Source organism: Carnobacterium sp. FSL E2-0243 (assembly GCF_038003605.1).
Lineage (GTDB): Bacteria > Bacillota > Bacilli > Lactobacillales > Carnobacteriaceae > Carnobacterium > Carnobacterium maltaromaticum.
In genome coordinates this window covers 3,273,243-3,297,290 of the sequence record NZ_JBBOPM010000001.1, presented here as the reverse complement: position 1 = coordinate 3,297,290, position 24,048 = coordinate 3,273,243, and the positions used below count along the sequence as shown (strand labels likewise).

Sequence of the window (24,048 nt, the reverse complement as noted above, 5' to 3'; positions counted from 1 at the left end):
AGTTGTATCATTAGTGAGGAGGAAAAAGATGAAAGTTGCATATTTAGGTCCAGCTGCTTCGTTTACCCATATGGCTTCTGAAAAAGCCTTTCCTAATGCAGAATTAATTCCAAGTGTAACGATTCCTGATTGCATTAAAGCATTAGAAGACGGAACTGTTGAGAGCGCGATTGTCCCAATTGAAAATACAATTGAAGGAACCGTAAATGTAACCTTAGATTATCTTTTTCACCAAGCAAATATTCCGATTCAAGCAGAGCTCGTTTTACCAATAGCGCAACATTTAATGGTACATCCAGATAATGTTAGTAAATGGCGAGAAGCTGAAAAGGTTCTATCACACCCGCAAGCTTTGGCTCAGTGTGAAACGTATTTGAGTGATGAATTAGACAAGGCAATTCGCGAGGCAACTCCGTCAACAGCCTATGCTGCAAGGCGCGTTGGAGAGCAAGTAGAACCTGTTTTAGCCGCGATTGCTCCGAGGTTATCAGCTAAGGAGTATGGGTTGACGATTGTCGCGGAAGACATTCAAGAACTTGAGCTCAATCAAACGCGTTTTTTAGTGTTAAGCCATCAACCCGTTAAAATAGAGTTGCCTTCGACTAAAGAAAAAATTTCGATAAGCGTTACCTTACCGAATAATATGCCAGGAGCCTTACATAAGGTTTTAGCTGCTTTTAGTTGGCGTCAAATTGACCTTTGTAAAATAGAATCTCGGCCTTTAAAAACGACCCTGGGCGAGTATTTTTTCTTAATTGATTTGTATGTAGGAGATCAAGAAAAACTGATTGATAACGCGATTGAAGAAATTCAGCTAACTGGGTGTAAAACGAAAATATTTGGATGTTATTCCGTCCATACAATCCCAATTAGTTAAAAATAACGATAGATGAAAAGCTCTATTTTAAATACCTTATGGTGTTGACAGGGCTTTTTAATCTGTATGTAAAGTTAAATAACGACTTAATATGCGTTAGTAATTTTTAAATTGTCAGAAAATTCATAATTTTGTTGCATTTTAAAGTTGAACCCTGTATATTAGATACAAGTTCTTTTTTTGATAAGTTAAACATGACAAGAACTTAAGGAATAAAAAAGGGGTCGGGGACAATGAAAGTAAATAAAAAATGGTTTGGTATTGGGCTACTAACGTGTTCAGTTATTTTGGCAGTTGGTTGCTCAAATAATAAGACAGATGACAAAGGTACTACAGCAAGTAGCGACACATCTGAGGGGAAATTAGCTAAAGAGCAAGTATTAAATTTAACAGAAGTTGCGGAATTGCCAACTGGGGATACGGCATTATCAACTGATACTGTTGGGTTTACCGTTTTTAATCAAGTCTTAGAAGGTTTGTATCGCTTAGATAAGGACAGCAAACCAGTTCCAGCATTAGCTAAAGAAGAAGCAACCGTTAGCGAAGACGGATTAACGTATACATTTAAATTACGCGAAGACTCAACATGGTCTAATGGCGATAAAGTTACAGCAAATGATTTTGTTTTTGCTTGGCAACGTGTGGCAAATCCAGAAACAGGTTCACAATATGCCTACTTGCTTGAAGGTGTTGAAAATGCCGAAGCAATTATATCTGGTGAAAAAACTCCCGATACATTGGGGGTTAAAGCAGTTACTGATTATGAATTTGAAGTGAAGATGGAAAAACCAGTGCCTTATTTTATTTCATTAATGGCCTTTCCAACGTTTTTCCCACAAAATGAAAAATTTGTGACAGAGAAAAAAGACAAATATGGTACTTCGGCAGATACTATGATTTTTAATGGTCCATTCATTTTTAAAGATTGGGATGGAACTAATTTATCTTGGAAGTATGAAAAAAATCCTAATTATTGGGATGCTGAAAATGTGAAATTAACTGAAATCAATGTAGATGTTGTGAAAGAAACAGCGACTGCTTTGAATTTATATGATGCAGGCAATTTAGATCGTGTACTATTAACTGGTGAATACGCGAAGCAATTCCGTGATACTCCAGAGTATAAGATTACAACGGAAGCTCGTTCTGCTTATATGCAATATAACCAATTACGCGAGGGCAAGAAAACTATTTTTGCCAATGAGAATATGCGTAAGGCTGTAGCTTATTCCTATGATCAAGATTTATTAGCAAATGAAATTCTGGCAAATGGTTCACAAATATTAACTGGTTTAGTTCCTGCTGATTTAGCAGCAAATCCAAAAACAGGTGAAGATTTCCGCAAAGAATCAGGAGATTATTTACAGTTTAATCAAAAAGAAGCTAAAAAATATTGGGAATTAGCTAAAAAAGATTTAGGCGTTGATAAGGTTGAATTTGACTTAATTGCAGATGATGATGAATCCAATAAGAAAATTAGTGCTTTCTTGAAGGATCAAATTGAAACTAGCCTGCCAGGAACAACAGTAAATGTTCGTTCATTGCCATTTAAAGTTCGTTTAGAGGTAGCAACAAATCAAGAATACGATTTACAACAAGGTGGATGGGGCGCAGATTTTGCTGATCCTGTGAACTTTATTGACTTACTACAAACAGATGGTGCTTATAATCGTTCAGGGTATAGTAATAAGGAGTATGACGCTTTATTGGCAGATTCAAAAGGCAAAAATGCGAATAACCCAGAAGCTCGTTGGGAAAACTTATTAGATGCTGAGAAAATTTTGTTAGATGATGCAGGTGTGTCTCCAATGTTCCAAAGAGCAGCAGCTAGCTTACAAAAACCGTATGTAAAAGGTATTTACTCTCATCAAGTTGGAGCACAGTTTACGTACAAAAATGCTTATATTGAAGAACATGAGTAAGAAGATAATTTAAGAATACAAAAGACCGGCTTTGTATATAGCGGTCTTTTTGTATTAGGATCTTTTTATACTGCCAGTTCTTATGAGCCAACTTTTCGAAGTAAAAAGCTACTTTGTGTATATTTTCTTATCTTTTTATCAGAGCTAACCGGTTCAACAAACTTTTTATACAGGAGGCAACGAATATGCGTTTAATTAACATTGAAACCTATACACCGGGAACAAATACTGTTCCAACTGACTTGATTTATCCGCTGGATCATACACAGGCGACAAAAACAGAATTAGAAGAAATTTCGCTAGCGACTGTTGCTTTTTATCAAAAAATAGCAACTGAACTTGGCTTAACAGATTTTGCTTCTTTGCAGGGGGTTGCAGTCTTTCCAAAAACGATAACGGACCCACGAGCAGATATCCATTTACATTTTATTCGAGGAGGGACTCGGGTGGCACCTGTTCTTCAACCGGAACAACAAGCAACGAACTTAGATGAAGAAAAAGGTTGGTTAATAGAAAAAATGGGTGATAAAGAACTTACTATTTATTTAACGATACCAACAAATAATATTTATCGACAATTACGTTATCTGTCACTAACTGAATGTCTTTATTTTTTTAAGGCTAATATAATAAAGCAACTTCAACAATAAAAAAGCTCAAAAGTAAGGATGGGTTGTTAACCGCAACATTACTTTTGAGAACTTAATTATCTAAAAAATCCCCACTTTTCTATAAAGGAAAAGTGGGGATTTTGTTTAGCCGCCAATTAAGAAGTCTAAGACGTTCCACCCATCAGAAGTTTGGGCTTTGTATAGTTCAGTAAAGCCACAATCATGGCAACTAATTGTAATAAATTTTTTATTTTGTACATCGAATATTTTAGCAAAATTGCCACCTGTTGCTTGAAATTGATCATGCTCATAAGAGTGGCAGCCACATTTTTCGCAAATATATTGTTTTTTATCCATTGTTCAGTAAACTCCTTTATTTGTTTTTCTAAAATTAGTTTACCATAGTAAAGGTTTCTTGTTATCCGTCTAAAGGTTGATGTTTTTCTCCGTACTAAGATGGTTTTTAGTTCTTTTTATTTTTATGATGAATTATGAAGTTTCATGTGTTGCTTAATGGACTAGAAATAGCATACTATGAAAGGGATAAGTTAATTATTTCTTAGTGTATTCGAAAGGTTATTCATAGTTGTTTAAATTTTTTAGTTGGAGTGTTACCAGGGGGAGCGAGTTATGTTAAAGAAAACAAATAAAATTAGATTTCAATTGCAACAAGTTGGTAGTTACTTAAGTGGGATGATTATGCCAAATATTGGTGCTTTTATTGCGTGGGGACTTATTACGGCGCTATTTATACCGGCAGGCTGGTTTCCTAATGTAAAGATTGCAGCGCTTATTGAACCCATAATGGTTTATTTATTGCCTATTTTGATTGGATATACAGGAGGAAAGCTGGTTTTTGGGACACGAGGTGCGGTTGTGGCCACACTAGCAACGACAGGCTTAATTGTAGGAGCAGAGATGCCAATGTTGATGGGGGCTATGGTAATGGGGCCAGTCGCAGCTTGGTTATTAAAGTCTTTTGATAAGCTCATCACTGGAAAAGTTCCAACAGGTTTTGAAATGTTAGTGAACAATTTTTCCGCCGGAGTTATGGGAATGTTGCTAGCGATAACCTCGTTATTTGCTGTCGGACCAGCAATGGAATACTTGAATGGGTTGATGGTCAACGGAATTAATTACTTGGTTCACCATCAATTATTATCATTGATCAGTCTGTTAGTAGAACCAGGGAAAGTTCTATTTTTAAATAATGCAATTAATCACGTTGCACTAGGACCATTGGGAATCGAGCAAGCGACTGAAACAGGAAAGTCAATTTTATTTTTAATTGAGGCTAATCCAGGACCAGGATTAGGAATTTTGTTGGCCTATACTTTTTTTGGAGTGGGAAGTATGAAACAAACAGCTCCTGGAGCAGTCATTATTCAACTTTTTGGAGGAATACATGAAATCTATTTTCCTTATATATTAATGAAACCAGCACTAATCCTAAGTGCCATTTCAGGGGGAATAGTCGGAATTCTGACTTTTTCATTGTTTAATGTGGGATTAGTAGGACCGGTATCACCAGGTAGTATTCTAGCTATTTTAACATTGACGCCTCGCGGTGATTATTTAGGCATTATAGCAGGAATACTGACAGCAGCTACCGTTTCATTTAGCATTTCTGTTTTGATAATTAAGTTTTCAAAAGTGAGTCTAGAAATTGATTTAAGTACTAAAAAGCAAATGGGTGAATTAAAAAGAGTCAGTAAACCCTCAAAAAGTGAAACTGAAACAACAAATGAGGCGAAGAACCTCAAGCAAACAAGTGAATTTCCCGAAATCGTAAATAAAATTATTTTTGCCTATGATGTTGAAATTGGAACAAGTGCAATGGGGGCGTCTATTTTAAGGAAAAAGATGCAGGAAGCAGGGATGGAAATTGAGATTAACCATGCCTTAATTGATCAAATTTCAAAAGATAGTGGAACTATTATAATCACGCAACAAGAATTAACGTTACAAGCACTCAAAAAATTTCCCGAAAGCTACCATATATCAGTGGTAAGTTTTATGAAAAATATGGAGTATGATGCATTGATAAAAAAATTAAGCTAATTCGATAAAATAGGAGGGAAAAGATGTATTTATCAGCTAGAGCACGTTTGATTTTAGAATTTTTGTTAATGAATAAGGCTAATGTAACTAATGCTGTATTGGCATCTGAATTAGATGTTAGCGAACGAACGGTACGACGAGACTTACATGAAGTTGAAGCAATACTTGATACGTTCCAACTAAAGTTAAGCAAGGAAAATAGTCAATTAAGTATTATCGGGACAGAAATAAATCGTCAGAATTTTAAATGGCAGCTATTAGATCTTGCTCATAATGAGTTTACACCTTTAGAACGTCAAAACTTTATTTTAAAAACATTGTTGCGTGAAACAGAGCCACTTAAGTTAATGGCATTAGCTACTGATTTGAGTGTCACGATTTCAACTATTAGTAGTGATTTAGTGAAGTTGGAGGAAGTTTTAGGGAAGGATGTTAGTATCGAACGTAAACGAGGTTCAGGTATACGTTTAAAAGCTAGTGAAAATAAAAAGCGTGAAATGATGAGTGATTTATTTGGATCAGCACTTCCCAAAAATACTCTTTACCACTACTTCAATCAGCAAATGGAGGAAGCCGAAGTACAAAGTATGATCGAAGATAAGTTGCTTAACTTACTAGATGCAAATTTGTTAAATCGGGTTGAACAAGTCGTACGTGAATGGCGCACGGGTCTAAAGAATAGTGTGACAGATGATGCTTACTTAACTCTAATCGTGCATATTACAATTTCAATTGAACGTTTGTTAAACGGACAACATTTAGTGACGGTACCAGCGAATCTAGTTGAAGCGATTGATTACCCAGAGTATCAGATAGCCAAAGCCTTATTGGCAGAATGTCTTGAAATGGAAGAAAGTGTGGTACCACTTGGGGAAGTAGCCTATGTAACTATGCATTTACGTGGCGTTAAGTTTCAAACTGAAAAAATTGATTTAGCTGGAATTGAAGGAATCCAAGCTGTTACGCTTGCGAATCACTTAATAACAAGAATAGCAGATGAAATACATTATCCTTTAACAGATCCAGCTCTATTCAAGGGATTAGTGGCACATTTACGTTCGGCATTAAGGCGTTTAGATCAAGATATGCGGATTCAAAACCCGTTGATAGATTCGATAAAAAAAGATTATCCTGATTTGTTTCAACTTGTACGAAATGCATTCGATGAGGGGTATCCTCGTAAAAATGCACCAGATGAAGAAATCGGCTATTTAGTTTTGCATTTTGGGTCAGCAATTCTACAAGTGAAAAAACAAGAGGTTTTCAGTGGCTTGGTGGTTTGCTCTAGCGGAATCGGAACATCAAAAATGCTTATGACACGTTTGCAACAAGCATTGCCACAGTTGAAAAAGTTAAAGAGTACATCACTTTTTGAAATGCTCCATCATGAAGTCGCAAGTTCCTATGATGTGATTGTGTCAACAATTGATCTAGGGAAGGTTGATTTCGATTATTTTTTAGTCAGTCCGATTTTATCCGAGGCTGAAATTATCCAAATTGATGTTTATTTGCAAAAAAAACAAGGTGTTTTACCGAAATATCCAATTAAAGAAGCTGAAAAATTTAATTTACAAGGATCGATTCATCATTTTGAAAAATTAGAAGAGCAAGTTGGAACAGTATTAGCTCTTTTAAAGACCTTTCAAGTTTTCCCAATTCAGCAAGTTGTCAAAAATATTGAAGAAGTTAGCGAAGTGATTACTAAGGTGATTTACCAAAACCAGCCAAAATCAAGAATGGACTATTTAATCAATGCTTTGACTGTAGAAGAGCAGCAAGGTGGAGTCGGTATTCCAGGGACTACTTTGGCCTTATTCTTTATTCGTAATGAAATGATTTCCCGGCCTTTATTTCAAATTTTTACACTAAGAAACCATGTGAGGCTTCAGGCAACAGATAAAACTGAAATTGAAATTTCAACAGTATTGGTTTTGTTAGCACCAGAAAAATTAGCTACTGGTAGCATTGATATTTTAAGTAGACTTAGCACTTTAATGATTGAAAGTGATGAGGTGATTCAAAGTTTTGAATCAGGGGATAGAAATAAAATTACCTCTTTAGTGATTCAAAAACTACACCAATTTATCGATAGTTAATCATATTATTTTATTATAAAAAAAGCAGTAAGATTTGATCCGACTCCGAAAAACTAGATTTTTGGGGTCGGATTAAAAAAAAACTGTTTTTTATTTAGAGGAATCCGAAACTAAAGACATAAGTACATCAAAAATCATTATCACCGCTGAGTCGTAAGCATCATGATTTAAGCTTTGCGAATGATCATCCCTAATTTCGAATTGAGCATCAAGCAATTGTCTAAAGTTAACAGATTGCTTTGATCCAAGAAAGCCAATCATTATTACTTTTTTTTCTTTAACATAGTCTATTTTTTTTAATAAAGATTCAGTTGCGGAGTGTCTATTAAATACAAGAATTAACATTGTTTCATTTAATTTTTTTTCAAAATTCAATAGGGTATCTTTGCTACTTGAAACAAGTACTCGAAAACCTTTTGATTGTAATTTATCAGCGATATAAGTGATGAATGCATCTGATTCATCGCCAATTATTTGAACGACGTGACTTGTTGTTAAGGACTGTGTAAATACAGTTACATCTCGAATAGACAGCGCATCTAATGTATCTTGGTAGTCCTTCATGTACATAGTAAAATGGTTATTTAAATTAGCACTCAATAGTTGTGTTGCTTCAGTTGGGGAATGGTCAGTATACTCTAGGCGTAACTTTTCTGTAAAGGCAGTATAGCCACTAAAACCTAATTTTTTACATAAACGAATAATAGTTGCTGTTGAAGTTGTTAATTCTTTGGCAACCATGCGAATGCTACAAGGTTGTTCATTTTGGCTATCAGATAGTAAAAAAGCTAAAATTTCATGTTCAATTTGGCTTAGATTTTGCCCTTTAGAGTAGTCAAAATAATGTTGGTGTGTCAGAAAAATCACTTCTTTCTCCTTTTATCTTATAGGGATAGTATACCATAGCAAATCGAAGGGATAACAATCGAAATAGGGGTTGGTTTGAATTGCTTTAAAAAAGGAACTTTTTGTTAAAGATCAATTTAAAAGAGCTATTTTGATAAAAGTTCCTTTTTTTAGTTCGTTATAAAATATAGGGTATAATCAAGAATGAGATTTTTAAAGAGGCGACTAATAAATAGATTTAAAGGAGTTAGATAATAATGGCAATGAAAGAACAAGACGTTTTGAATCACTTAGAAAAATATGGGTTTAAAGGAGAATTTGGCAAGTCCATTTGGGCAATGCCCTCTTCTTTACTGAATGGATTTAATTATATCAATGTTAATTTTAGGTACCAAATTTTAAACTTCTCTGAGGACGGTGTATATGTAATCGATGTTGGTCAAGCAACAAATAAAATAGTTGATGTGGTACCACAATTGATTCCAGCTAGTGCGCTTGTGAGTGTTACTCTAAAAAAAGGCTTTTTAACAAATAAAGCTTATATTTCAACAATCTATGGAGATATAAGCTTTAAAGTAATGAAAAATATTATGAATAAAAAATGGCACAAACAAAATTATGAAAATTTGCAGGAAAAATACCCTGGATAAGCATGACAAAAATAAAGAAAAGGCTGAGAATTTTTTTCTCAGCCTTTTTTTCAAAGATTTTCATAGTCGAAAGACTGACCATGCGTGGATAAAAGCTTTGAAAGGATGGTGTTATAGTTAGTTTAACAAGTTAAACTTAAATAGAACTTAAAAAATTATTCCTTTGTTCCGAAACGCATTTAGTCTCTTATTCAGAATCTGTAGTAGAGCTAGTTGTGGTTTCATCTGTAGAAGAATCACTCGTAACAGCACTACTAGAGGTTGTAGTTGTTAAATAAGCAGAAAGAGCATTTTCAAGATCACTGTCTTTGATTTGAACATTTGCAGCTTTAAGCAAAGTAGTCAATATCTCTGTTGTGAAAGTTGAATCGGCTAAGTTCGCCGTTACAGCCATTTCCGTTAGTTCAGATTGATAATCTTGCCATGTTTTTGAAGTTGAAGTTGGATTGACAACCATATTAACAATATAGAAACCTGCATCAGTGCTAATTGCTGTTTTTGTGAAGTCTCCGTCATTTAATTTGGCTGCGGCATCCGTCACTGTAGTATCGTAGGTTGTTCCTGTAGAGATATTATAAAAGCCTGCATCACCGCCATTTTCACTAGTTGTTGTATCGGTAGAATACTCAGCGGCTAAATCTTTAAATTTTTCACCAGCATCTAATTTAGTAATGACTTCCTTAGCAGTATCCTCATCTGCAACTAAAATAGTTTGGAAGTACAAACTGTTCTCCCACAATTCTTTATAGTCAGCATCGGTTAAATTTGTTTTATCTTTAACCGCAGCCTCGATTAATAAATTTTGTTTAATTGTAGCTTTATAGGCTGCCCCATTAGCATAGCCATATTGAACCAAGATTGATTCAAAAGCCTCAGTACCGCCATACATTTCAGCGACTTCATTAAATTTAGCATTTACTTTTTTTGTGGTAGCACTATCCCCATATTTTTTAGCTAAAACTTGCTCAATCAGCATAGTTTGTAAGGTAGATTCACCATAGTTAGCTTTCATTTCTTGATAAAGTTCTTCTTGAGTGACTTTCCCTGCAGTTGTTGATGCGACTGTCGCACTTGAGTTCGTACACCCCGTTATCAATAACCCTAAAAATACGGCTCCACTTATGATTAATTTCTTTTTCACACGAACACATCCATTTCTATTCATTTAAGCTATGTTTTTAAGTTTAGTTGTTGAAACTTAAAAGAACCTTAAATTTAAATAGAAAAAGGAAACGTGTTACGAGTTAAAATAGCAAAGCTACTTAATCGGTATTCGTGGCGCTTCGTCAAGTATTGAAATATTTCCAAACTCACCAGAAAAGAGTTTTTCTTCTAGTTTTTTTTCAAAAAAGATTCCAAAACTACTGTATAAGTCATTTACATTTTGCTTACTTAAAGCATGATTGATACTAATTATTTTTGTGGTAGTAGATAATTCATGCAAAGGAAATGTTGTTAAAATAATGTCTAATTTTTTGTTATCTATCCGTTCAGTCGTTATATCTGGAATGAGCATAGCATCAAGATTGAAGGGGTAATAGTAGGCAAGTTTATTTTTCAAATAAAGCGCATGTTCAAGATCTGTTTCCACGACAATTCCAACATGGATGATGGGAGCTTTTTTTAACATATTTGGAATGAAGGTATCCCAGTGGGTAATAATGATATAAATAAAATAGTTCGCCATCCATTCATCCTCATTAGGGAAATATTTTTTAAAGGTGCGTTGAATGATTTCAGGAAGTCGATTAATGATAAATAGAGTTCGCTGCTTAAATTGTAAAGGAACATCATTTAAGAGTCCGCCCTTAAAAATTAGTTTTTGATAGAAAGTAAAGCCATTCATTAATTTTAACTGCATATTTGTTTTAGCTGACTCAGTCATAGATATAGTGAAAATCTCTTCAAGTTCTAATAAAATATAAGAGATTTTTTGATAATTGGCCTTTAAATCAGGGTGTTTTTCTATTAATTGATTGAGACCGTCATTAGAAAAAAGAAAGCCAGTTTCTATGAAAAAAGTTAAAGCTTCAGCAAAAGACCGACTTGTAAGGTTGTGCTCTAATTTTAATTTTTGGTTATGTTGTTCTTTTAAAAGAGCATCAAAAAAATGTGTGAATTGTGTTAAATATTCTGAATTGTTATTTATGGGCAAAGAATGATTTCTTTCTATTCGTTTCAAACCAACACCGACCCAAAAAATAAAACGATTTTTAGTGGGGAAATTTGTAGGAAAGTTTAAAAATTTAGTGAAATCAGAATAGATATAATCCAAGAATTGAACTAAACTATTTCCTAACTTAATATCTTGAAAAGTATATTTTTCCTGAAAATACGACACAAAAAACTGAATAATGTTTTTTTCGTCTCCGATAATGTTAAAATTTTTCGTATCTATTATGATATCAAATGGAGCGAGTCTTTGATTAATGAAAGAAATTGTTCTTCTTAGCGTACTTTCACTTAAGAAAAAATGTTCTTCTAACGTTTCTAGCGTATTATTTTCTTCTAAAAAAAGTAGTTCTAAAAGGGAGTAGTTCAAATTATTCACATAGATAGATTTATAGATATGTTGATAGTTTAGTGAATCAGGATAATGGATATTAACAGAATTTGTATCTATAAAATAGATACTTATAGGATGGATTAAGACATTTAAATCGTCAATGTATTTTTTTAAGTTGCGAACGGACATAAATAATTCATCTGCAAGTGTATAGATATCAATGGGTTCCCCTAACAAGGCGGAGGTAATGTCTAGATATACCTTTTCCTTAGTTGAAAGAAGCTCTTTCATATTGTATCCCTCCTTAATTTTGAAAATTCGGCTAATTATACCATCATAAAAAAAAGTATACTAGTAAAAAGTATTCTAGTATATTTTTTAACCAACGAGTAATTTATTTGTGAATTTAGTAACGATTAAATTGTCAAAAGTAAGTAATTCTCTCCCTCATTTTGACAGGAAATTCCATGAAAACTATTTTATACTAATCAGTGTCTTGAACGAAAGGAGTAAATTCGTGAATTTGAAAAAATTAGTTTTATCCAGCCTAATAGCTATAATTATGCCAATTTCAGCCTTCTCAGAAAGTAGAACGGCATTAGACGAGGCACCTCTTGGACTACAATTAGATGATATTTTCACTCCGACAGAGATGCAAAATAATAGTGCCAAAGTTTACCGTAATGGGAATGGAACAGATGTAGTTATAATAACAGACGACGGAGGGCAACAAGGTGGCTTATGGTCAACAGAAGCGATGAAATTAGACTTATCTCAAGATTTTCATGCATCTATGAAAATATATTTTGATGATGTAGGCTCAAATTCAGCTGACGGTGCCGCATTTGTTATGCATAGTGATCCTAAAGGACTTAGTGCATTTAGTTTTGATGGTGGACAAACATTAGGTGTATATGGTTATAAATCAGATAGTAATCCCGAAAGAGGGGCTGTTCAAAATAGTTTTGCCATTGAATTTGATACGTATCGCAATGATAGTGGTGAGAATCAGTTTGATAATGTCGATGGATTAGGGGACAATCATGTTGCAAGTTCTTACCCTGGACTTTCTTCAAGCTATGAGAGAGTAGGGTCGCCAAAGAGAAATAAGATTTATCATGATAAATACTCGGAAAGCATTAATTTAGAAAAAGGAGCTCTTTCTAATGGAAAGTGGCATGATTTTTCCTTTAATTATAGTGCTGAAACTCATGAATTTACGTACATTTTTGATGGTATTGAACGTCAACTTTATGATGGATTAGACACGAGTGTTTTTGGAACGAATTCTGTTTACTGGGGATTCACAGGTTCTACAGGTAAAAAAGAATCCAAGCAAGCCGTAATTTTTGAAAATATACCTGGCCTAGTAGATGCTAAGGTGACTGAACAAGTTTTAAATAAGAAAAATGAATCTCTTTTAGAAACTGAAGTGACAGAAGGCGAAACTGTTTCTTATCAGACTGATATTGCCTATATAAAAGGAAAGCAATCATGGCGAAATTTGAAAGTGACATCAAATGGCAATCAGCAGATAACCCCAATTGCAGAATCTATTAACATTTTATTACCAGATGGAAGTAAGTATACTCCAAAAGAAAACCCATTTACAGAAGAAGGCAATTTGAACCTTGATTTAACAGGTGTTGAACTATCAGATCCTAATCAACATATTCAGATATCGTATGATGCCGTTATAAAAAAAGGGAATGAAGCCAAAACAAGAGTGCTAGATTCTATTCAAGTAGCGGGAAGTAATAATACAATCAAAAGTCAGGAAATTGGTTACTGGTCAATCCCAACTAAATATGAATTTGTGTTTGATGAGGTTGCAGATATTAGTACGGAAATAACAGGTAAATTACTAAATACGGGTGATTTTGAACAAGTAGACTTACAACTTTCGAATGCCTATCTATCAGATGGAAACCAAATTAATTCGAAAGCAGAGTTTGATCCAGCTACTCAACTATTTAAGCTTGTTTTAGAAGAAGGAGTTCACTTACTAGCAGAGGAAGAACTTGTGGCTCAGCTAACGGTAGACAACGAAGTTATTCCGATAACGAAGACTCAAGTAGTTGATAAAATGCCTCCAACAGCAGAAGGTCGAGAAGTTTATATGAGTATAAATGAAGACTTTCCTTCAAGTTCTAAATTTGTAAGAAATTTAATGGACACAAATAAGCATTTGCAACCAGAGGATTTCAACTATGAATTTAATACGAACCTAAATGAAATTGATGTATCTAAAGCAGGTGAGCATCAAATTGAGCTTACCGTGGCAGATAAGGCAGGTAATAAAAGCGAAATGATTCATTCAACGTTGAAAATTTTAGAGACGAATAAGCAGCTTGAGTCAAAAAAGCAACTTGAATTAAAATCAAAGGACTTAATTCAAAAAACAACGATAGAAAAAAATGAGTTCTTATTAAAACAACTAGCAGCTACTGCTTGGGAAATCAATGCTGAAGCTGAAAAAATAGATTTGACAGAGCAGATTATTATTCAAAATAGTGATGAAATAACTGAAAATCCTGGGGAATACACAATTAAATTAGCTGTTCCGAATAAAAATTTGTACAGAGAAGTTCCTTTAATTGTAACGGATGGCGAGTTGAAACTAGAAGTAGATGAATTTCCAGAGATGGATGCTCAAATTGTAAGTCGTTCTAAAAAATATAGTTTTCCAACGACGACAAAATTTTCTATCATAGATGAACGGGTAACAGAGTCAGGTTGGAAAGTTAGTGTGTCGCAAAGTGGTTTTACTATTCCTAAGGGCTATACGGGAAGCCAGCAAGCATTGAGCTATCTATCATTGGAAATGAATAATCAAGAGTCTGCTAGCATTGCTAGTCAAGGTTCAAAAGAAATTGTATTAAACGATGTAGATAGTGATTTATATTTTTCTTTCATAGTTAAAAAAGGTGCAAATAACTATCTAAGTAAGAATGATAAATATTCTAATGAAATAACATGGACGATGATGAAAGATAATACCCTGCAGTTAAGTAAGTTAAATGTAACAACCCCTTTAAAAAAATAAAATCTATAGGAGAGAAAAAAATGAAAAATACAATTAAAATGTTAATGACATCAACAGTTATCTTAGGAGGGTTTGGGTCAACGGTAGCAATTGCTGATCAAGCAACAGAGTTGAATTCTACTAGTTCTATTAAGTTTGAAGCTCCGATTAATGAAGAAGGAACAAAGCCAGTAGATCCAACAGACCCTGAACAAGAATTACCTGAGGGTGGGGGAGAAAATGGAGAAAAGCCAGGCGAAGAAAATACAGCAAGTGGACCATTGAGAATTGATTATGCCTCGAATTTTAATTTTGGAAAACAAAAAATTTCTTCTAAGCAAGAAACCTATTTGTCTAACTTGAGTATCAAAAATCAAGAACAAAACTACCTACCAAACTTTGTTCAAGTAACAGATAATCGTGGTTTGCATGATGGTTGGAAGTTATCGGTAGTCGCAAGTGAGTTGAAAGACGAGAAAGGCCATAGCTTAAAAGGATCAATCATTGATTTATCTAATATTTCTGCAAATCATAGCGTATTTAAAAATGATTTAACGATAGATAAGTCCAATGAAGTTTCTTTAGATGGAAAAACACCAACTGTGATTGTAGAAGATGCGCATGGTAGTGGTACAAATAATCATGGTGAAGGAACTTGGGCGATTGCATTTGGTGAAAAAGCTACTGAAAGTCAAGATGACGACGTAACATTAACTGTTCCAAAAGAAGTTGGTGTGTTAGCAAATGCAAGCACAAATTATCAGTCTGTTTTGACATGGTCTGTTGAGCCGGCAACTGTTTCAAATACAAAGGCAATGTTACCAAGTATTTAAGTGTTAAAATATGGAAGGATGGGAAAACTAGGATGACGAGTTTAAAAAGATGGTTGATAGGTATGATGAGTACACTACTATTGATTTTTATAGCACCAGTGGCACAAGCAGGAGGTATGAATTTTACTGTTGAACCTCTATTTAACGAGCATCAAATAGCAGAAAATCAGTCGCATTTTGAGATGAAGGTCGAACCAAATAGCAGTGAAAAAGTGAGTGTTCAAATAACAAATGGATCTGATAAAGACAAAAAGTTTAGTTTGCAAATAAATAATGCAACGACTTCAAAGAATGGTGAAATATCTTATGAGAAAAAGCTGAATGTTCCGGATGATAGTGCTAAAGTTGACTTACAAACGATAGCAACTCTTCCTCACGAGTTAAGTTTAAAGGCTGGGGAGAGTCGTATTGTGGATATTTCATTTGAGGTACCAGAACAAGCTTTTGAAGGAGTCCTACTTGGCGGTTTGCAAGTTGTGGAACAAAATGAAGCTACAGAACAAGCAGACGAAAAAATTTCTTTTAAAAATAAGTATTCATTTATTGTTCCAATTGTAATGTACGAGACTGATGCTCAATTAAAAGCAGATGTAAAGCTCAAAAAAGTTTTTCCAACATTAACTAATGCGTATCCTTCCTTAGAAATACAATTGCAAAATCCTGTTGCTACAACATTACCAACCAAGGATGTTACGGTAAAAATTACCCAAAAAAATAAAAAAGAAGTTTTAAAAGAGCAACAACTAAAAGAAGTAACCTTTGCTCCAAATTCAACTTGGAACAATCAACTTGATTGGGAAAAAGAAGAATTTAAAGCTGGTGACTATACAGCACATATAAAGATAAAATCAGAATATGGCGACTGGAAGTGGGATCAAGATTTTACTATTGCCGGAACAAAGGCAAAAGAATTAAATAAAAAAGCTGTAGGGATAAAATCAGAAAATCCTTCTACCTTTTTAATTGTTGGTATATTACTCTTGTTTTTAGTAACGGTCGTACTAATTTATATGTTAACAAAAGAAAAACGAAAAAATCAATTGGAAAAATAGTTAAATAAGCTATCAAATAGCGTGAGACAAGTAGTATGAAATAATCAAAATCGTCTGAAATCCATTGCTTAAATGTTGATTTCAGGCTTTTTTTTGATAGTGATAGTTTATTTTTATAAAAAAATGTTTTTTCAGTAGCTAAAATAGGTTAAATACTGGATAATAGAAAGTAAGAATTTATACTTTACGATTATTGGGGGCGTTACCATGAAAAGTGAAAAAGAAAAAATGATTGCTGGAGAAATGTATCGAGCAGGAGATGCCGAGTTAAGAGCTGGTAGAGAAAATGCACGCAAATTAATTCGTCAATTTAATCAGTCAGAGGACAAAGTTGAACGCTTTAATTTAATTAAAAATCTTTTTGGAAACTTTGAAGAAGGTAGCTTTATTGAACCGAATTTAAGGATAGACTATGGATATAATATTCATGTTGGGGCTAATTTTTATGCGAATTTTGATTGCACATTCTTAGATGTTTGTCCGATTACGATTGGGGATAATGTGATGTTTGCTCCTGGTGTTCAATTATATACAGCGACTCATCCTATCGATCCTGTGGAACGAAATAGTGGGTTAGAGTACGCTAAGCCAATTACAATTGGGAATAATGTTTGGATTGGTGGCTCAGCAATTGTGGTTCCAGGTGTAACATTAGGTGATAATGTGGTAGTTGCAGCAGGTGCTGTCGTTACAAAATCATTTCCTGATAATGTTGTAATCGGTGGTAATCCGGCAAGAGTCATTAAAGAAATAGGCTAGTTCTTATGAGCCAACTCTTCGGAAAAAAGATGAAATTTCGAGGCGGCAAAAAGCGCCACATCAAATTTCCCTATTTTTCTGCCAGAGCTAACCGGCTCAACAAACTTTTTATCAAGGCTAGTTCTTATGAGCCAACTCTTCGGAAAAAAGATGAAATTTCGAGGTGGCAAAAAGCGCCACATCAAATTCCCCTATTTTTCTGCCAGAGCTAACCGGCTCAACAAACTTTTTAACAGGAGGGTAAATAATGAAAATAGAACATGTTGCTATCTGGGTGAAAGATCTTGAAACAACGCGGAAATTTTATCAAAAATACTTTAAAGCATCAGTCAATGATTTATACCATAATGCTACTAAGGGCTTTACTTCTTATTTTTTAACTTTTGAAAGCGGAGCACGGTTAGAAATTATGCAACGAACAGATATTGTGATAGGACACGAAGCTGATTCACTAGGTTGGGCTCATATTGCGTTTTCTGTTGGTTCAAAAGAACAGGTCGTTGCTCTAACTGAAAGACTTGTTGCGGATGGTTATGCTTGTTTGAACGGACCACGATTAACTGGAGATGGGTATTTTGAAAGTGTAGTCGAGGATCCAGAAAAAAACTTAATTGAGATTACAGAATAGTCTTTTAGAGAAATAGGGGAGTGGGATATGTTAGACAAACAAAGAGCAGAGATTGATCAAATTGATCGCGAATTAGTGGCTTTATTTGAACGTAGAATGGCAATTGTAACAGAAATAGGGGAAATAAAAAAAGCGAATAGTTTGCCAATATTTGATGAAGCACGGGAAATTAATGTGATTGAACGCGCAGAAGAGCGATTGGCTAATTCTGATTATGCACCTTATGTAGGGCAACTATTTAAAGACTTAATGAATGTAACAAAAGAGTACCAAAAAAATATAGTAAAAAAACGAGAACTATAAATTACGTTCTCGTTTTTTTTCGGTTGGTGTATTGGGTCTTTTTTTGACACGTTTTTTTCTGTGTTTAGTCAATTGATACAATTGTTTTTTTAGAAGTTCATTTTCTTCTTTAGTATCGATATAGGCTAGATAAATTAATGAAATTAAATAGATAACGCAAAGATAAAGGTAAGTGATCACGAACGTTTCATTACTAAAGGTAATCAAATATGAAAAAAAAGCAATTATAGTAATAACTAAGACCTGTTTTTTTGTTGGAATGCCATAATAAATCAGTTTAGCTCCTGTTTTTTTTATAGAAAATAGGATTCTTTCTAAAGGTGTTTTAGGCTTAGGAGGAAGTTTTTTAGGAACTTTTCTTTTCTTTTTTGAAGTTGTAGTCTGGCTCGTTTTACTAGAACTCTTTTTTTTAGGAGAATTTCGTTCTCTAGTAGTTGAAAATAACATAAAAGTAGTTAAATTCGGCAGAAAACTAGCTGGAAATAGTACACGAAATGAGACTATAGTGGTATAATAAAGTATAATAGCATAGAATACAATAAGGTAGTTAGTCTGCATGTGAATTAGTTCTCCTTTCATTTAAAGAATTTGAATCTTTGACATTGAAAATACTAGTTCTATTTTACCATATTGTGTCAACTATAGGGTAACTTTAAAGCAAATATAAGTTTTGAAAACGAATTTAATTTAGAAGGATCTAAACCTGATTATAAGTAAAATATCTTTTAATTTAAAATAGTATTGGAGGAGCCTAAATGTTAGCATTTGCATGGTTTAAAAAGAAAAAAGACAAATACGATGAGTTCGATGATGAAGAGTACGACGAAGATTATGATGAAGACTACGATGACGAGGATTATGACGACGAAGACTACGATGATGAAGAAGATGACGAAGACGAAGACGATGAAGATACAAGCAAGTATGATTATGAAGCAATTGCTGGTAATTTTGAACGTGAAAATACGCGTCTCTTCAAAGACAACGAGCGTCTAAAACGTAAGTTAGCAATGGCTGAAGAAGAGTTGAAAATGACTGCTCTTGAAAAAAATCAACTGTTGGATAAAGCTGAATTGGCTGAAAAAGACAATCAATTAGATAATCAAAGTACTAAAAAGCAGTTAAGTGATACAATTGCTCTTTACACAAAAATTAGTGAAGAGAATAAGTCGTTAAAGAACCAACTAGAAAAATTAAATACGTATGGTTTTGATGTCATTGAAACAGAGAAAAAATTAGCTAAATATCATGTGATTGAGCGTGAAAATTCTGAGCTTAAAGCACAGCTTATGAATGTGAAGGTTGATTTAGCAGATGCTGTTTTAAATGCAAAAGAAATGGCGAAGGATATTGTAAATGCAGCTAGTGAAGAAGCGAATAACTACCAAATCGGGATTGAAACGAAACGTGCAGCTGTGACGGAAGAAATTAATGATATTTATCATGAATTAGATCATTCGCGCTTGAAGTTAAATAATTTATTTAATGAAGTTCGTTCTCAAGTCGATTTATTAAAAGATATGGCTGAAGGTAAAGAACGAAGATAATAAAAAAGACGTTTAAAAGATGATAAAACTTCTAAAAAAAGTTTTATCATCTTTTTTTATCATTAATGAAAATAAAATAAGAAGAATCTAATTTTATAATCACTTTATTATAAAGATACATTTAAATGAAATAGTTAAGCGTGATATTGTATAAATATGATTTAGTGTGTATAAAAATACTGTATGATTTTCTCATTATTGAGTAAACTTAGTTTTCTGTTTTCGTTCTATCCTTAAAAAACTGAAAAAAATTCTGTATAAACAAGTCGTTTATACATTTTAGACCTGTTTATTTGATGGGAAAAACAGTTTGAAAATGAATATTTATAACTAGTTTTGATGGAATGATAAATCCTTTGCATTTGCTTCGTCGTATATTTGGAGAAAGCAATTTTTGTAAGCGTTATGATTTAAGTGTAATCAAAAATAATTTTTTGAGGAGGCAGTAAAATGGAGAACCCAATTCATATTATGTCCGAAATAGGTAAGTTAAAAACAGTCTTGCTAAAAAGACCTGGAGAAGAGGTTGAGAATTTAACGCCCGATATTATGGGGCGATTATTATTCGACGATATTCCCTATTTGCCAATTATTCAAGAAGAGCACGATTATTTTGCTAAAGCTTTAACTGACAATGGAACCGAGGTCCTATATTTAGAAAAATTAACCGCTGAGGCGATTGATGCGGGAGGGATTCGAGAAGTATTTATTGATCGAATGTTAAGCGAATCTGAAATCAGTTCACCTAAAATAGCAAGCGCTCTAAGAGAGTACTTACTCAGCATGGAAACATTTCCAATGGTAACTAAAATAATGGCCGGTGTTAGAACGCGGGATATAGATGTTACAACAAGTAATTTAGTCGATATTTCAAATAAGGAACATTATCCATTTTTTATGGACCCAATGCCAAATCTATATTTTACTAGAGATCCAGCAGCTTCTTTAGGTAATGGATTAACGATTAATTCTATGCACTATACAGCTAGACGACGAGAATCGATGTTTATGGAAATTATTATTCAATACCATCCTCGTTTTGCTAATAAAGGGGTTGAAGTGTGGCTTGATCGTGACCATCCAGAAAGTATTGAAGGTGGCGATGAACTCGTTTTAAATGAGCGTGTTGTAGCGATTGGAATTTCACAACGGACATCAGCAAAAGCTATAGAGGCTTTGGCAAAAGCTTTATTTAGTCGGAATAGTAATTTTGAAAAAGTTGTAGCTATTAAAATTCCGAATGTCCGCGCAATGATGCATTTGGATACAGTCTTTACTATGGTTGATTATGATAAATTCACGATTCACCCTGGAATTCAAGCAGATGGCGGAAAAGTTGATACCTATATTATTGAACCGAGCACAGTTCCTGGAGAAATTCGGATGACAGAACGAAATGATTTACAAGAGGTATTAAGGGAAGTCTTAAATGTACCAGAATTGATTTTGATTCCTTGTGGCAATGGCGATGAGATTGTTGCACCTCGTGAACAATGGAATGATGGTTCGAATACTTTAGCGATTGCACCAGGTGTGGTAGTCACTTATAACCGGAATTATGTCTCTAATGAATTATTGAGAAGTTATGGAGTTAAAGTGATTGAAGTCATTTCAAGTGAGTTGTCCCGTGGTCGTGGCGGCCCTCGTTGTATGAGCATGCCATTAATTCGTGAAGATTTAAAAAAATAAATTAAAATTAGAAAGGATGAAGAATGATGAATGAATCAGTATTTGAAGGACGTAGCTTATTAGCCGAAAAGGATTTTACAAAAGAGGAATTAACTTATTTAGTTGATTTTTCTGCTCATTTAAAAAAATTGAAAAAAGCTGGCGTTCCACATCATTATTTAGAAGGAAAAAATATTGCGCTATTATTTGAAAAGACTTCAACTCGGACACGTTCAGCCTTTACTACAGCCGCGATTGATTTAGGTGCACACCCAGAGTATTTAGGTAAAAATGATATTCAACTAGGGAAAAAAGAATCTGTAGAAGATACTGCAAAAGTTTTAGGTAGCATGTTTGATGGGATTGAATTCCGTGGCTTTAGCCAAAAAGTTGTGGAGCAATTAGCTGAATTTTCTGGTGTTCCGGTTTGGAATGGATTGACAGATGAATGGCATCCTACGCAAATGATTGCCGATTTTTTAACGGTTAAAGAAAATTTTGGTTATTTAGAAGGTATTAACTTAGTCTATGTTGGCGATGGTCGAAACAATATGGCGAATAGCTTATTAGTTACTGGCGCTATTTTAGGTGTAAATGTACGTATTTGCACACCTAAATCACTTTATACAGATGCGAAAATTGTTGAATTAGCAGAAGGATTTGCTAAGAAATCAGGAAGTCAGCTTGTGATTTCTGACAATGTAGCTGAAACCGTTTCTGGCGCAGATGTGTTATATACGGACGTCTGGGTATCAATGGGTGAAGAAGATAAATTCGCTGAACGAGTGGAACTTTTACAACCGTATCAAATTAATATGGAAATGATCAAGCAAACAGGGAATGAAAATATGATTATCCTTCATTGCTTACCTGCTTTTCATGATACTGAGACAGAGTATGGAAGAGATATTGCTGCACGATTTGGTATTTCTGAAATGGAAATTACAGACGAAGCATTCCGTAGTAAGTATGGTCGTCAATTTGAACAAGCTGAAAATCGTATGCACTCAATCAAAGCCATTATGGCAGCTACTTTAGGAAACCTATTTATTCCAAGAGTTTAATTTATCGAGAAATAAGCTGATTCTATTTTGAATTAGCTTATTTCGCAAACAAAAATCAACCGCATTCGTAAAAAGTAAAGAGCTTGACTCTATTCGTTAATCTAAGGATATAAAGTGAAGCTCTTAATTTTTTTAGTATCCATTTAACGAATTGGAGGAAATAATAATGAGTGAACAAACACAAGAAAAAAAATTAGGTATTATACCGTTAAGTGCTTTAGTAGTTGGTGCAATTGTTGGTGGCGGTGTTTTTAATTTAATGTCGGATATGGCTAGAGAGGCTTCGCTAGGCGCAATAATTATTGGTTGGTTGATTGCAGGACTGGGGATGGCGATGCTGGCCTTTAGTTTTCAAAATTTAATTGAAAAAAGACCAGATTTAGATGCTGGGATTTATAGTTATGCTAAAGAAGGGTTTGGAAATTACATGGGCTTTAATGCTGCATGGGGTTACTGGTTGTCAGCCTTATTAGGCAATGTAGCTTATGCAACGTTGGTATTTAGCTCCTTAGGTTACTTTTTTAAACTATTCGGTAATGGACAGAATCTAGCTTCAGTAGTTGCCGCATCGATTTTACTTTGGCTTGTGCACTATTTAATTTTACAAGGAGTAGAGTCTGCTACATTTATTAATACAATCATTACTGCTGCAAAGCTCATTCCGCTAGCAATTTTCTTTGTAGCGATGATTGTAGCTTTCAAATTGGGCATTTTTACCACTGATTTTTGGGGAACACTTTCAGGAAACTTTGAATTAGGTGAAGTGATGAGTCAGGTCAAAGGAACAATGTTAATCACTGTTTGGGTTTTTATCGGTATTGAAGGAGCCGTCGTCTTTTCTGGTCGTGCTGCTAAGAAATCAGATGTTGGAAAAGCAACTATTCTTGGCTTAGTTACAGTTATTGCTATCTATTTATTAACAACTATTTTGTCTTTAGGAGTCATGACTAGACCAGAACTAGCAGACTTAAAACAACCTGCTATGGCTTATTTATTAGAAAGTGTAGTTGGAAAATGGGGCGCTATCTTAATTAATATCGGTGTAGTTATATCTGTACTAGGAGCATGGCTGTCATGGACGATGTTCGCTGCAGAATTACCGTATCAAGCTGCAAAATCTGGTGCTTTTCCTAAGCGGTTCGCAAAAGAAAATCGGAATGGTGCACCCGTAAATTCTCTAATTTTTACGAATGTCTTGATTCAAGTATTTATTTTTTCATTCTTAATTAGTGATCGCGCGTATAATTTTGCATTTTCGTTAGCATCTTCTGCGATTTTAATTCCATATGCGTTTACAGCTTTTTATCAGTTAAAAATTTCTATTCAAGAAAAAGCAGATACGCCTCATCGGACACGTAACCTTATTATTGGTGTACTTGCTAGCCTTTATGGGGTCTGGTTAATATATGCGGGTGGAATTCAATTTTTCTTATTGACAATGCTTTTATATGGGCCAGGAATTATCATTTATGCCTGGGTTCAGAAGGAAAATAAAAAGAAACTCTTTAGTAAAGGTGAATGGATTTGTGCTGGAGTTGTTATTTTATTATTTATTGTGTGTGTCATTCAGTTAATTAACGGTTCAATTAAAATTGGTTAA

At 34.1% G+C, this 24,048-nt stretch carries 20 protein-coding genes and 1 pseudogene; 16 read left to right on the top strand and 5 right to left on the bottom strand.

What is annotated here, in order from left to right; translation table 11 throughout:
• The first annotated feature begins 28 nt into the window (after nt 1–28).
• The 3 genes from pheA to MHI00_RS15490 all read left to right on the top strand — a co-directional run bounded on the left by pheA (nt 29) and on the right by MHI00_RS15490 (nt 3,449).
• Complete coding sequence (gene pheA, locus MHI00_RS15500) at nt 29–877, top strand: prephenate dehydratase (RefSeq protein WP_015075301.1); 849 nt, start codon at nt 29–31, stop codon at nt 875–877.
• A 233-nt stretch (nt 878–1,110) separates the two neighbouring features.
• A complete protein-coding gene (locus MHI00_RS15495) occupies nt 1,111–2,799 on the top strand; it encodes a peptide ABC transporter substrate-binding protein (RefSeq protein WP_010053647.1) in 1,689 nt (562 codons plus the stop codon).
• A gap of 185 nt (nt 2,800–2,984) precedes the next feature.
• On the top strand, nt 2,985–3,449 hold the full coding sequence (locus tag MHI00_RS15490; RefSeq protein WP_015075302.1) for a hypothetical protein: 465 nt from the start codon (nt 2,985–2,987) through the stop codon (nt 3,447–3,449).
• 105 nt (nt 3,450–3,554) lie between these two features.
• Here MHI00_RS15490 and MHI00_RS15485 read toward each other — a convergent pair whose 3' ends face one another.
• Nucleotides 3,555–3,767, bottom strand: coding sequence for a zinc ribbon domain-containing protein (locus MHI00_RS15485; protein ID WP_015075303.1), 213 nt, complete (start codon nt 3,765–3,767; stop codon nt 3,555–3,557).
• 273 nt (nt 3,768–4,040) lie between these two features.
• On the opposite strand from MHI00_RS15485, the gene MHI00_RS15480 reads away from it, so the two are divergent.
• A complete protein-coding gene (locus MHI00_RS15480) occupies nt 4,041–5,471 on the top strand; it encodes a PTS mannitol transporter subunit IICB (RefSeq protein WP_341114753.1) in 1,431 nt (476 codons plus the stop codon).
• 23 nt (nt 5,472–5,494) lie between these two features.
• Nucleotides 5,495–7,567: a BglG family transcription antiterminator gene (locus tag MHI00_RS15475; protein WP_010053655.1), complete on the top strand. Its 2,073-nt coding sequence runs from the start codon at nt 5,495–5,497 to the stop codon at nt 7,565–7,567.
• A 90-nt stretch (nt 7,568–7,657) separates the two neighbouring features.
• Here MHI00_RS15475 and MHI00_RS15470 read toward each other — a convergent pair whose 3' ends face one another.
• Nucleotides 7,658–8,434 (bottom strand): MurR/RpiR family transcriptional regulator, encoded by a 777-nt coding sequence (locus MHI00_RS15470; protein WP_341114750.1) that lies wholly within the window; start codon nt 8,432–8,434, stop codon nt 7,658–7,660.
• A gap of 236 nt (nt 8,435–8,670) precedes the next feature.
• On the opposite strand from MHI00_RS15470, the gene MHI00_RS15465 reads away from it, so the two are divergent.
• A complete protein-coding gene (locus MHI00_RS15465) occupies nt 8,671–9,063 on the top strand; it encodes a hypothetical protein (protein ID WP_010053658.1) in 393 nt (130 codons plus the stop codon).
• 187 nt (nt 9,064–9,250) lie between these two features.
• Here the strand turns inward: MHI00_RS15465 and MHI00_RS15460 are convergent, their stop codons facing one another.
• Complete coding sequence (locus MHI00_RS15460) at nt 9,251–10,204, bottom strand: peptidylprolyl isomerase (protein ID WP_341114748.1); 954 nt, start codon at nt 10,202–10,204, stop codon at nt 9,251–9,253.
• Between the two features lie 117 nt (nt 10,205–10,321).
• Entirely contained in the window at nt 10,322–11,860 is a 1,539-nt protein-coding gene (locus MHI00_RS15455; RefSeq protein WP_341114746.1) for a helix-turn-helix domain-containing protein, read from the bottom strand.
• Nucleotides 11,861–12,086: 226 nt separating this feature from the next.
• On the opposite strand from MHI00_RS15455, the gene MHI00_RS15450 reads away from it, so the two are divergent.
• From MHI00_RS15450 to MHI00_RS15425, 6 genes and pseudogenes are all read left to right on the top strand, one after another.
• Nucleotides 12,087–14,615 carry an L-type lectin-domain containing protein gene (locus MHI00_RS15450; protein WP_341114744.1) on the top strand — a complete coding sequence of 843 codons (2,529 nt, stop codon included), beginning with the start codon at nt 12,087–12,089 and terminating at the stop codon, nt 14,613–14,615.
• A gap of 20 nt (nt 14,616–14,635) precedes the next feature.
• On the top strand, nt 14,636–15,427 hold the full coding sequence (locus tag MHI00_RS15445) for a WxL domain-containing protein (protein WP_010053664.1): 792 nt from the start codon (nt 14,636–14,638) through the stop codon (nt 15,425–15,427).
• Between the two features lie 32 nt (nt 15,428–15,459).
• Complete coding sequence (locus MHI00_RS15440) at nt 15,460–16,479, top strand: DUF916 and DUF3324 domain-containing protein (RefSeq protein ID WP_341114741.1); 1,020 nt, start codon at nt 15,460–15,462, stop codon at nt 16,477–16,479.
• A 207-nt stretch (nt 16,480–16,686) separates the two neighbouring features.
• Nucleotides 16,687–17,232, top strand: a pseudogene (locus MHI00_RS15435) (sugar O-acetyltransferase); the annotation flags it as partial.
• A 253-nt stretch (nt 17,233–17,485) separates the two neighbouring features.
• The gene (locus MHI00_RS15430; protein ID WP_015075315.1) at nt 17,486–17,866 is read left to right on the top strand and encodes a VOC family protein; all 381 of its coding nucleotides are present in this window, start codon (nt 17,486–17,488) and stop codon (nt 17,864–17,866) included.
• Nucleotides 17,867–17,893: 27 nt separating this feature from the next.
• A complete protein-coding gene (locus tag MHI00_RS15425; protein WP_010054407.1) occupies nt 17,894–18,169 on the top strand; it encodes a chorismate mutase in 276 nt (91 codons plus the stop codon).
• Here the strand turns inward: MHI00_RS15425 and MHI00_RS15420 are convergent.
• The gene (locus tag MHI00_RS15420) at nt 18,164–18,727 is read right to left on the bottom strand and encodes a hypothetical protein (protein WP_057001012.1); all 564 of its coding nucleotides are present in this window, start codon (nt 18,725–18,727) and stop codon (nt 18,164–18,166) included. The genes MHI00_RS15425 and MHI00_RS15420 overlap by 6 nt on opposite strands.
• A gap of 197 nt (nt 18,728–18,924) precedes the next feature.
• On the opposite strand from MHI00_RS15420, the gene MHI00_RS15415 reads away from it, so the two are divergent.
• From MHI00_RS15415 to arcD, 4 genes are all read left to right on the top strand, one after another.
• Nucleotides 18,925–19,716 carry a hypothetical protein gene (locus MHI00_RS15415; RefSeq protein ID WP_318589284.1) on the top strand — a complete coding sequence of 264 codons (792 nt, stop codon included), beginning with the start codon at nt 18,925–18,927 and terminating at the stop codon, nt 19,714–19,716.
• Between the two features lie 450 nt (nt 19,717–20,166).
• On the top strand, nt 20,167–21,405 hold the full coding sequence (arcA, locus tag MHI00_RS15410) for an arginine deiminase (protein WP_010054411.1): 1,239 nt from the start codon (nt 20,167–20,169) through the stop codon (nt 21,403–21,405).
• A 26-nt stretch (nt 21,406–21,431) separates the two neighbouring features.
• Nucleotides 21,432–22,448, top strand: coding sequence for an ornithine carbamoyltransferase (gene argF, locus MHI00_RS15405; protein WP_187958834.1), 1,017 nt, complete (start codon nt 21,432–21,434; stop codon nt 22,446–22,448).
• Between the two features lie 166 nt (nt 22,449–22,614).
• Nucleotides 22,615–24,048 (top strand): arginine-ornithine antiporter, encoded by a 1,434-nt coding sequence (gene arcD, locus MHI00_RS15400; RefSeq protein ID WP_015075321.1) that lies wholly within the window; start codon nt 22,615–22,617, stop codon nt 24,046–24,048.

Coding starts and splice junctions, on each gene's coding strand:
- MHI00_RS15490 (WP_015075302.1), top strand. CDS start 2,985: ATGCGTTTAATTAACATTGAAACCTATACACCGGGAACAAATACTGTT.
- MHI00_RS15420 (WP_057001012.1), bottom strand. CDS start 18,727: ATGCAGACTAACTACCTTATTGTATTCTATGCTATTATACTTTATTAT.
- MHI00_RS15430 (WP_015075315.1), top strand. CDS start 17,486: ATGAAAATAGAACATGTTGCTATCTGGGTGAAAGATCTTGAAACAACG.
- MHI00_RS15475 (WP_010053655.1), top strand. CDS start 5,495: ATGTATTTATCAGCTAGAGCACGTTTGATTTTAGAATTTTTGTTAATG.
- MHI00_RS15485 (WP_015075303.1), bottom strand. CDS start 3,767: ATGGATAAAAAACAATATATTTGCGAAAAATGTGGCTGCCACTCTTAT.
- MHI00_RS15415 (WP_318589284.1), top strand. CDS start 18,925: ATGTTAGCATTTGCATGGTTTAAAAAGAAAAAAGACAAATACGATGAG.
- MHI00_RS15480 (WP_341114753.1), top strand. CDS start 4,041: ATGTTAAAGAAAACAAATAAAATTAGATTTCAATTGCAACAAGTTGGT.
- pheA (WP_015075301.1), top strand. CDS start 29: ATGAAAGTTGCATATTTAGGTCCAGCTGCTTCGTTTACCCATATGGCT.
- MHI00_RS15465 (WP_010053658.1), top strand. CDS start 8,671: ATGGCAATGAAAGAACAAGACGTTTTGAATCACTTAGAAAAATATGGG.
- MHI00_RS15495 (WP_010053647.1), top strand. CDS start 1,111: ATGAAAGTAAATAAAAAATGGTTTGGTATTGGGCTACTAACGTGTTCA.
- arcA (WP_010054411.1), top strand. CDS start 20,167: ATGGAGAACCCAATTCATATTATGTCCGAAATAGGTAAGTTAAAAACA.
- MHI00_RS15455 (WP_341114746.1), bottom strand. CDS start 11,860: ATGAAAGAGCTTCTTTCAACTAAGGAAAAGGTATATCTAGACATTACC.
- MHI00_RS15445 (WP_010053664.1), top strand. CDS start 14,636: ATGAAAAATACAATTAAAATGTTAATGACATCAACAGTTATCTTAGGA.
- MHI00_RS15425 (WP_010054407.1), top strand. CDS start 17,894: ATGTTAGACAAACAAAGAGCAGAGATTGATCAAATTGATCGCGAATTA.
- MHI00_RS15440 (WP_341114741.1), top strand. CDS start 15,460: ATGACGAGTTTAAAAAGATGGTTGATAGGTATGATGAGTACACTACTA.
- arcD (WP_015075321.1), top strand. CDS start 22,615: ATGAGTGAACAAACACAAGAAAAAAAATTAGGTATTATACCGTTAAGT.
- argF (WP_187958834.1), top strand. CDS start 21,432: ATGAATGAATCAGTATTTGAAGGACGTAGCTTATTAGCCGAAAAGGAT.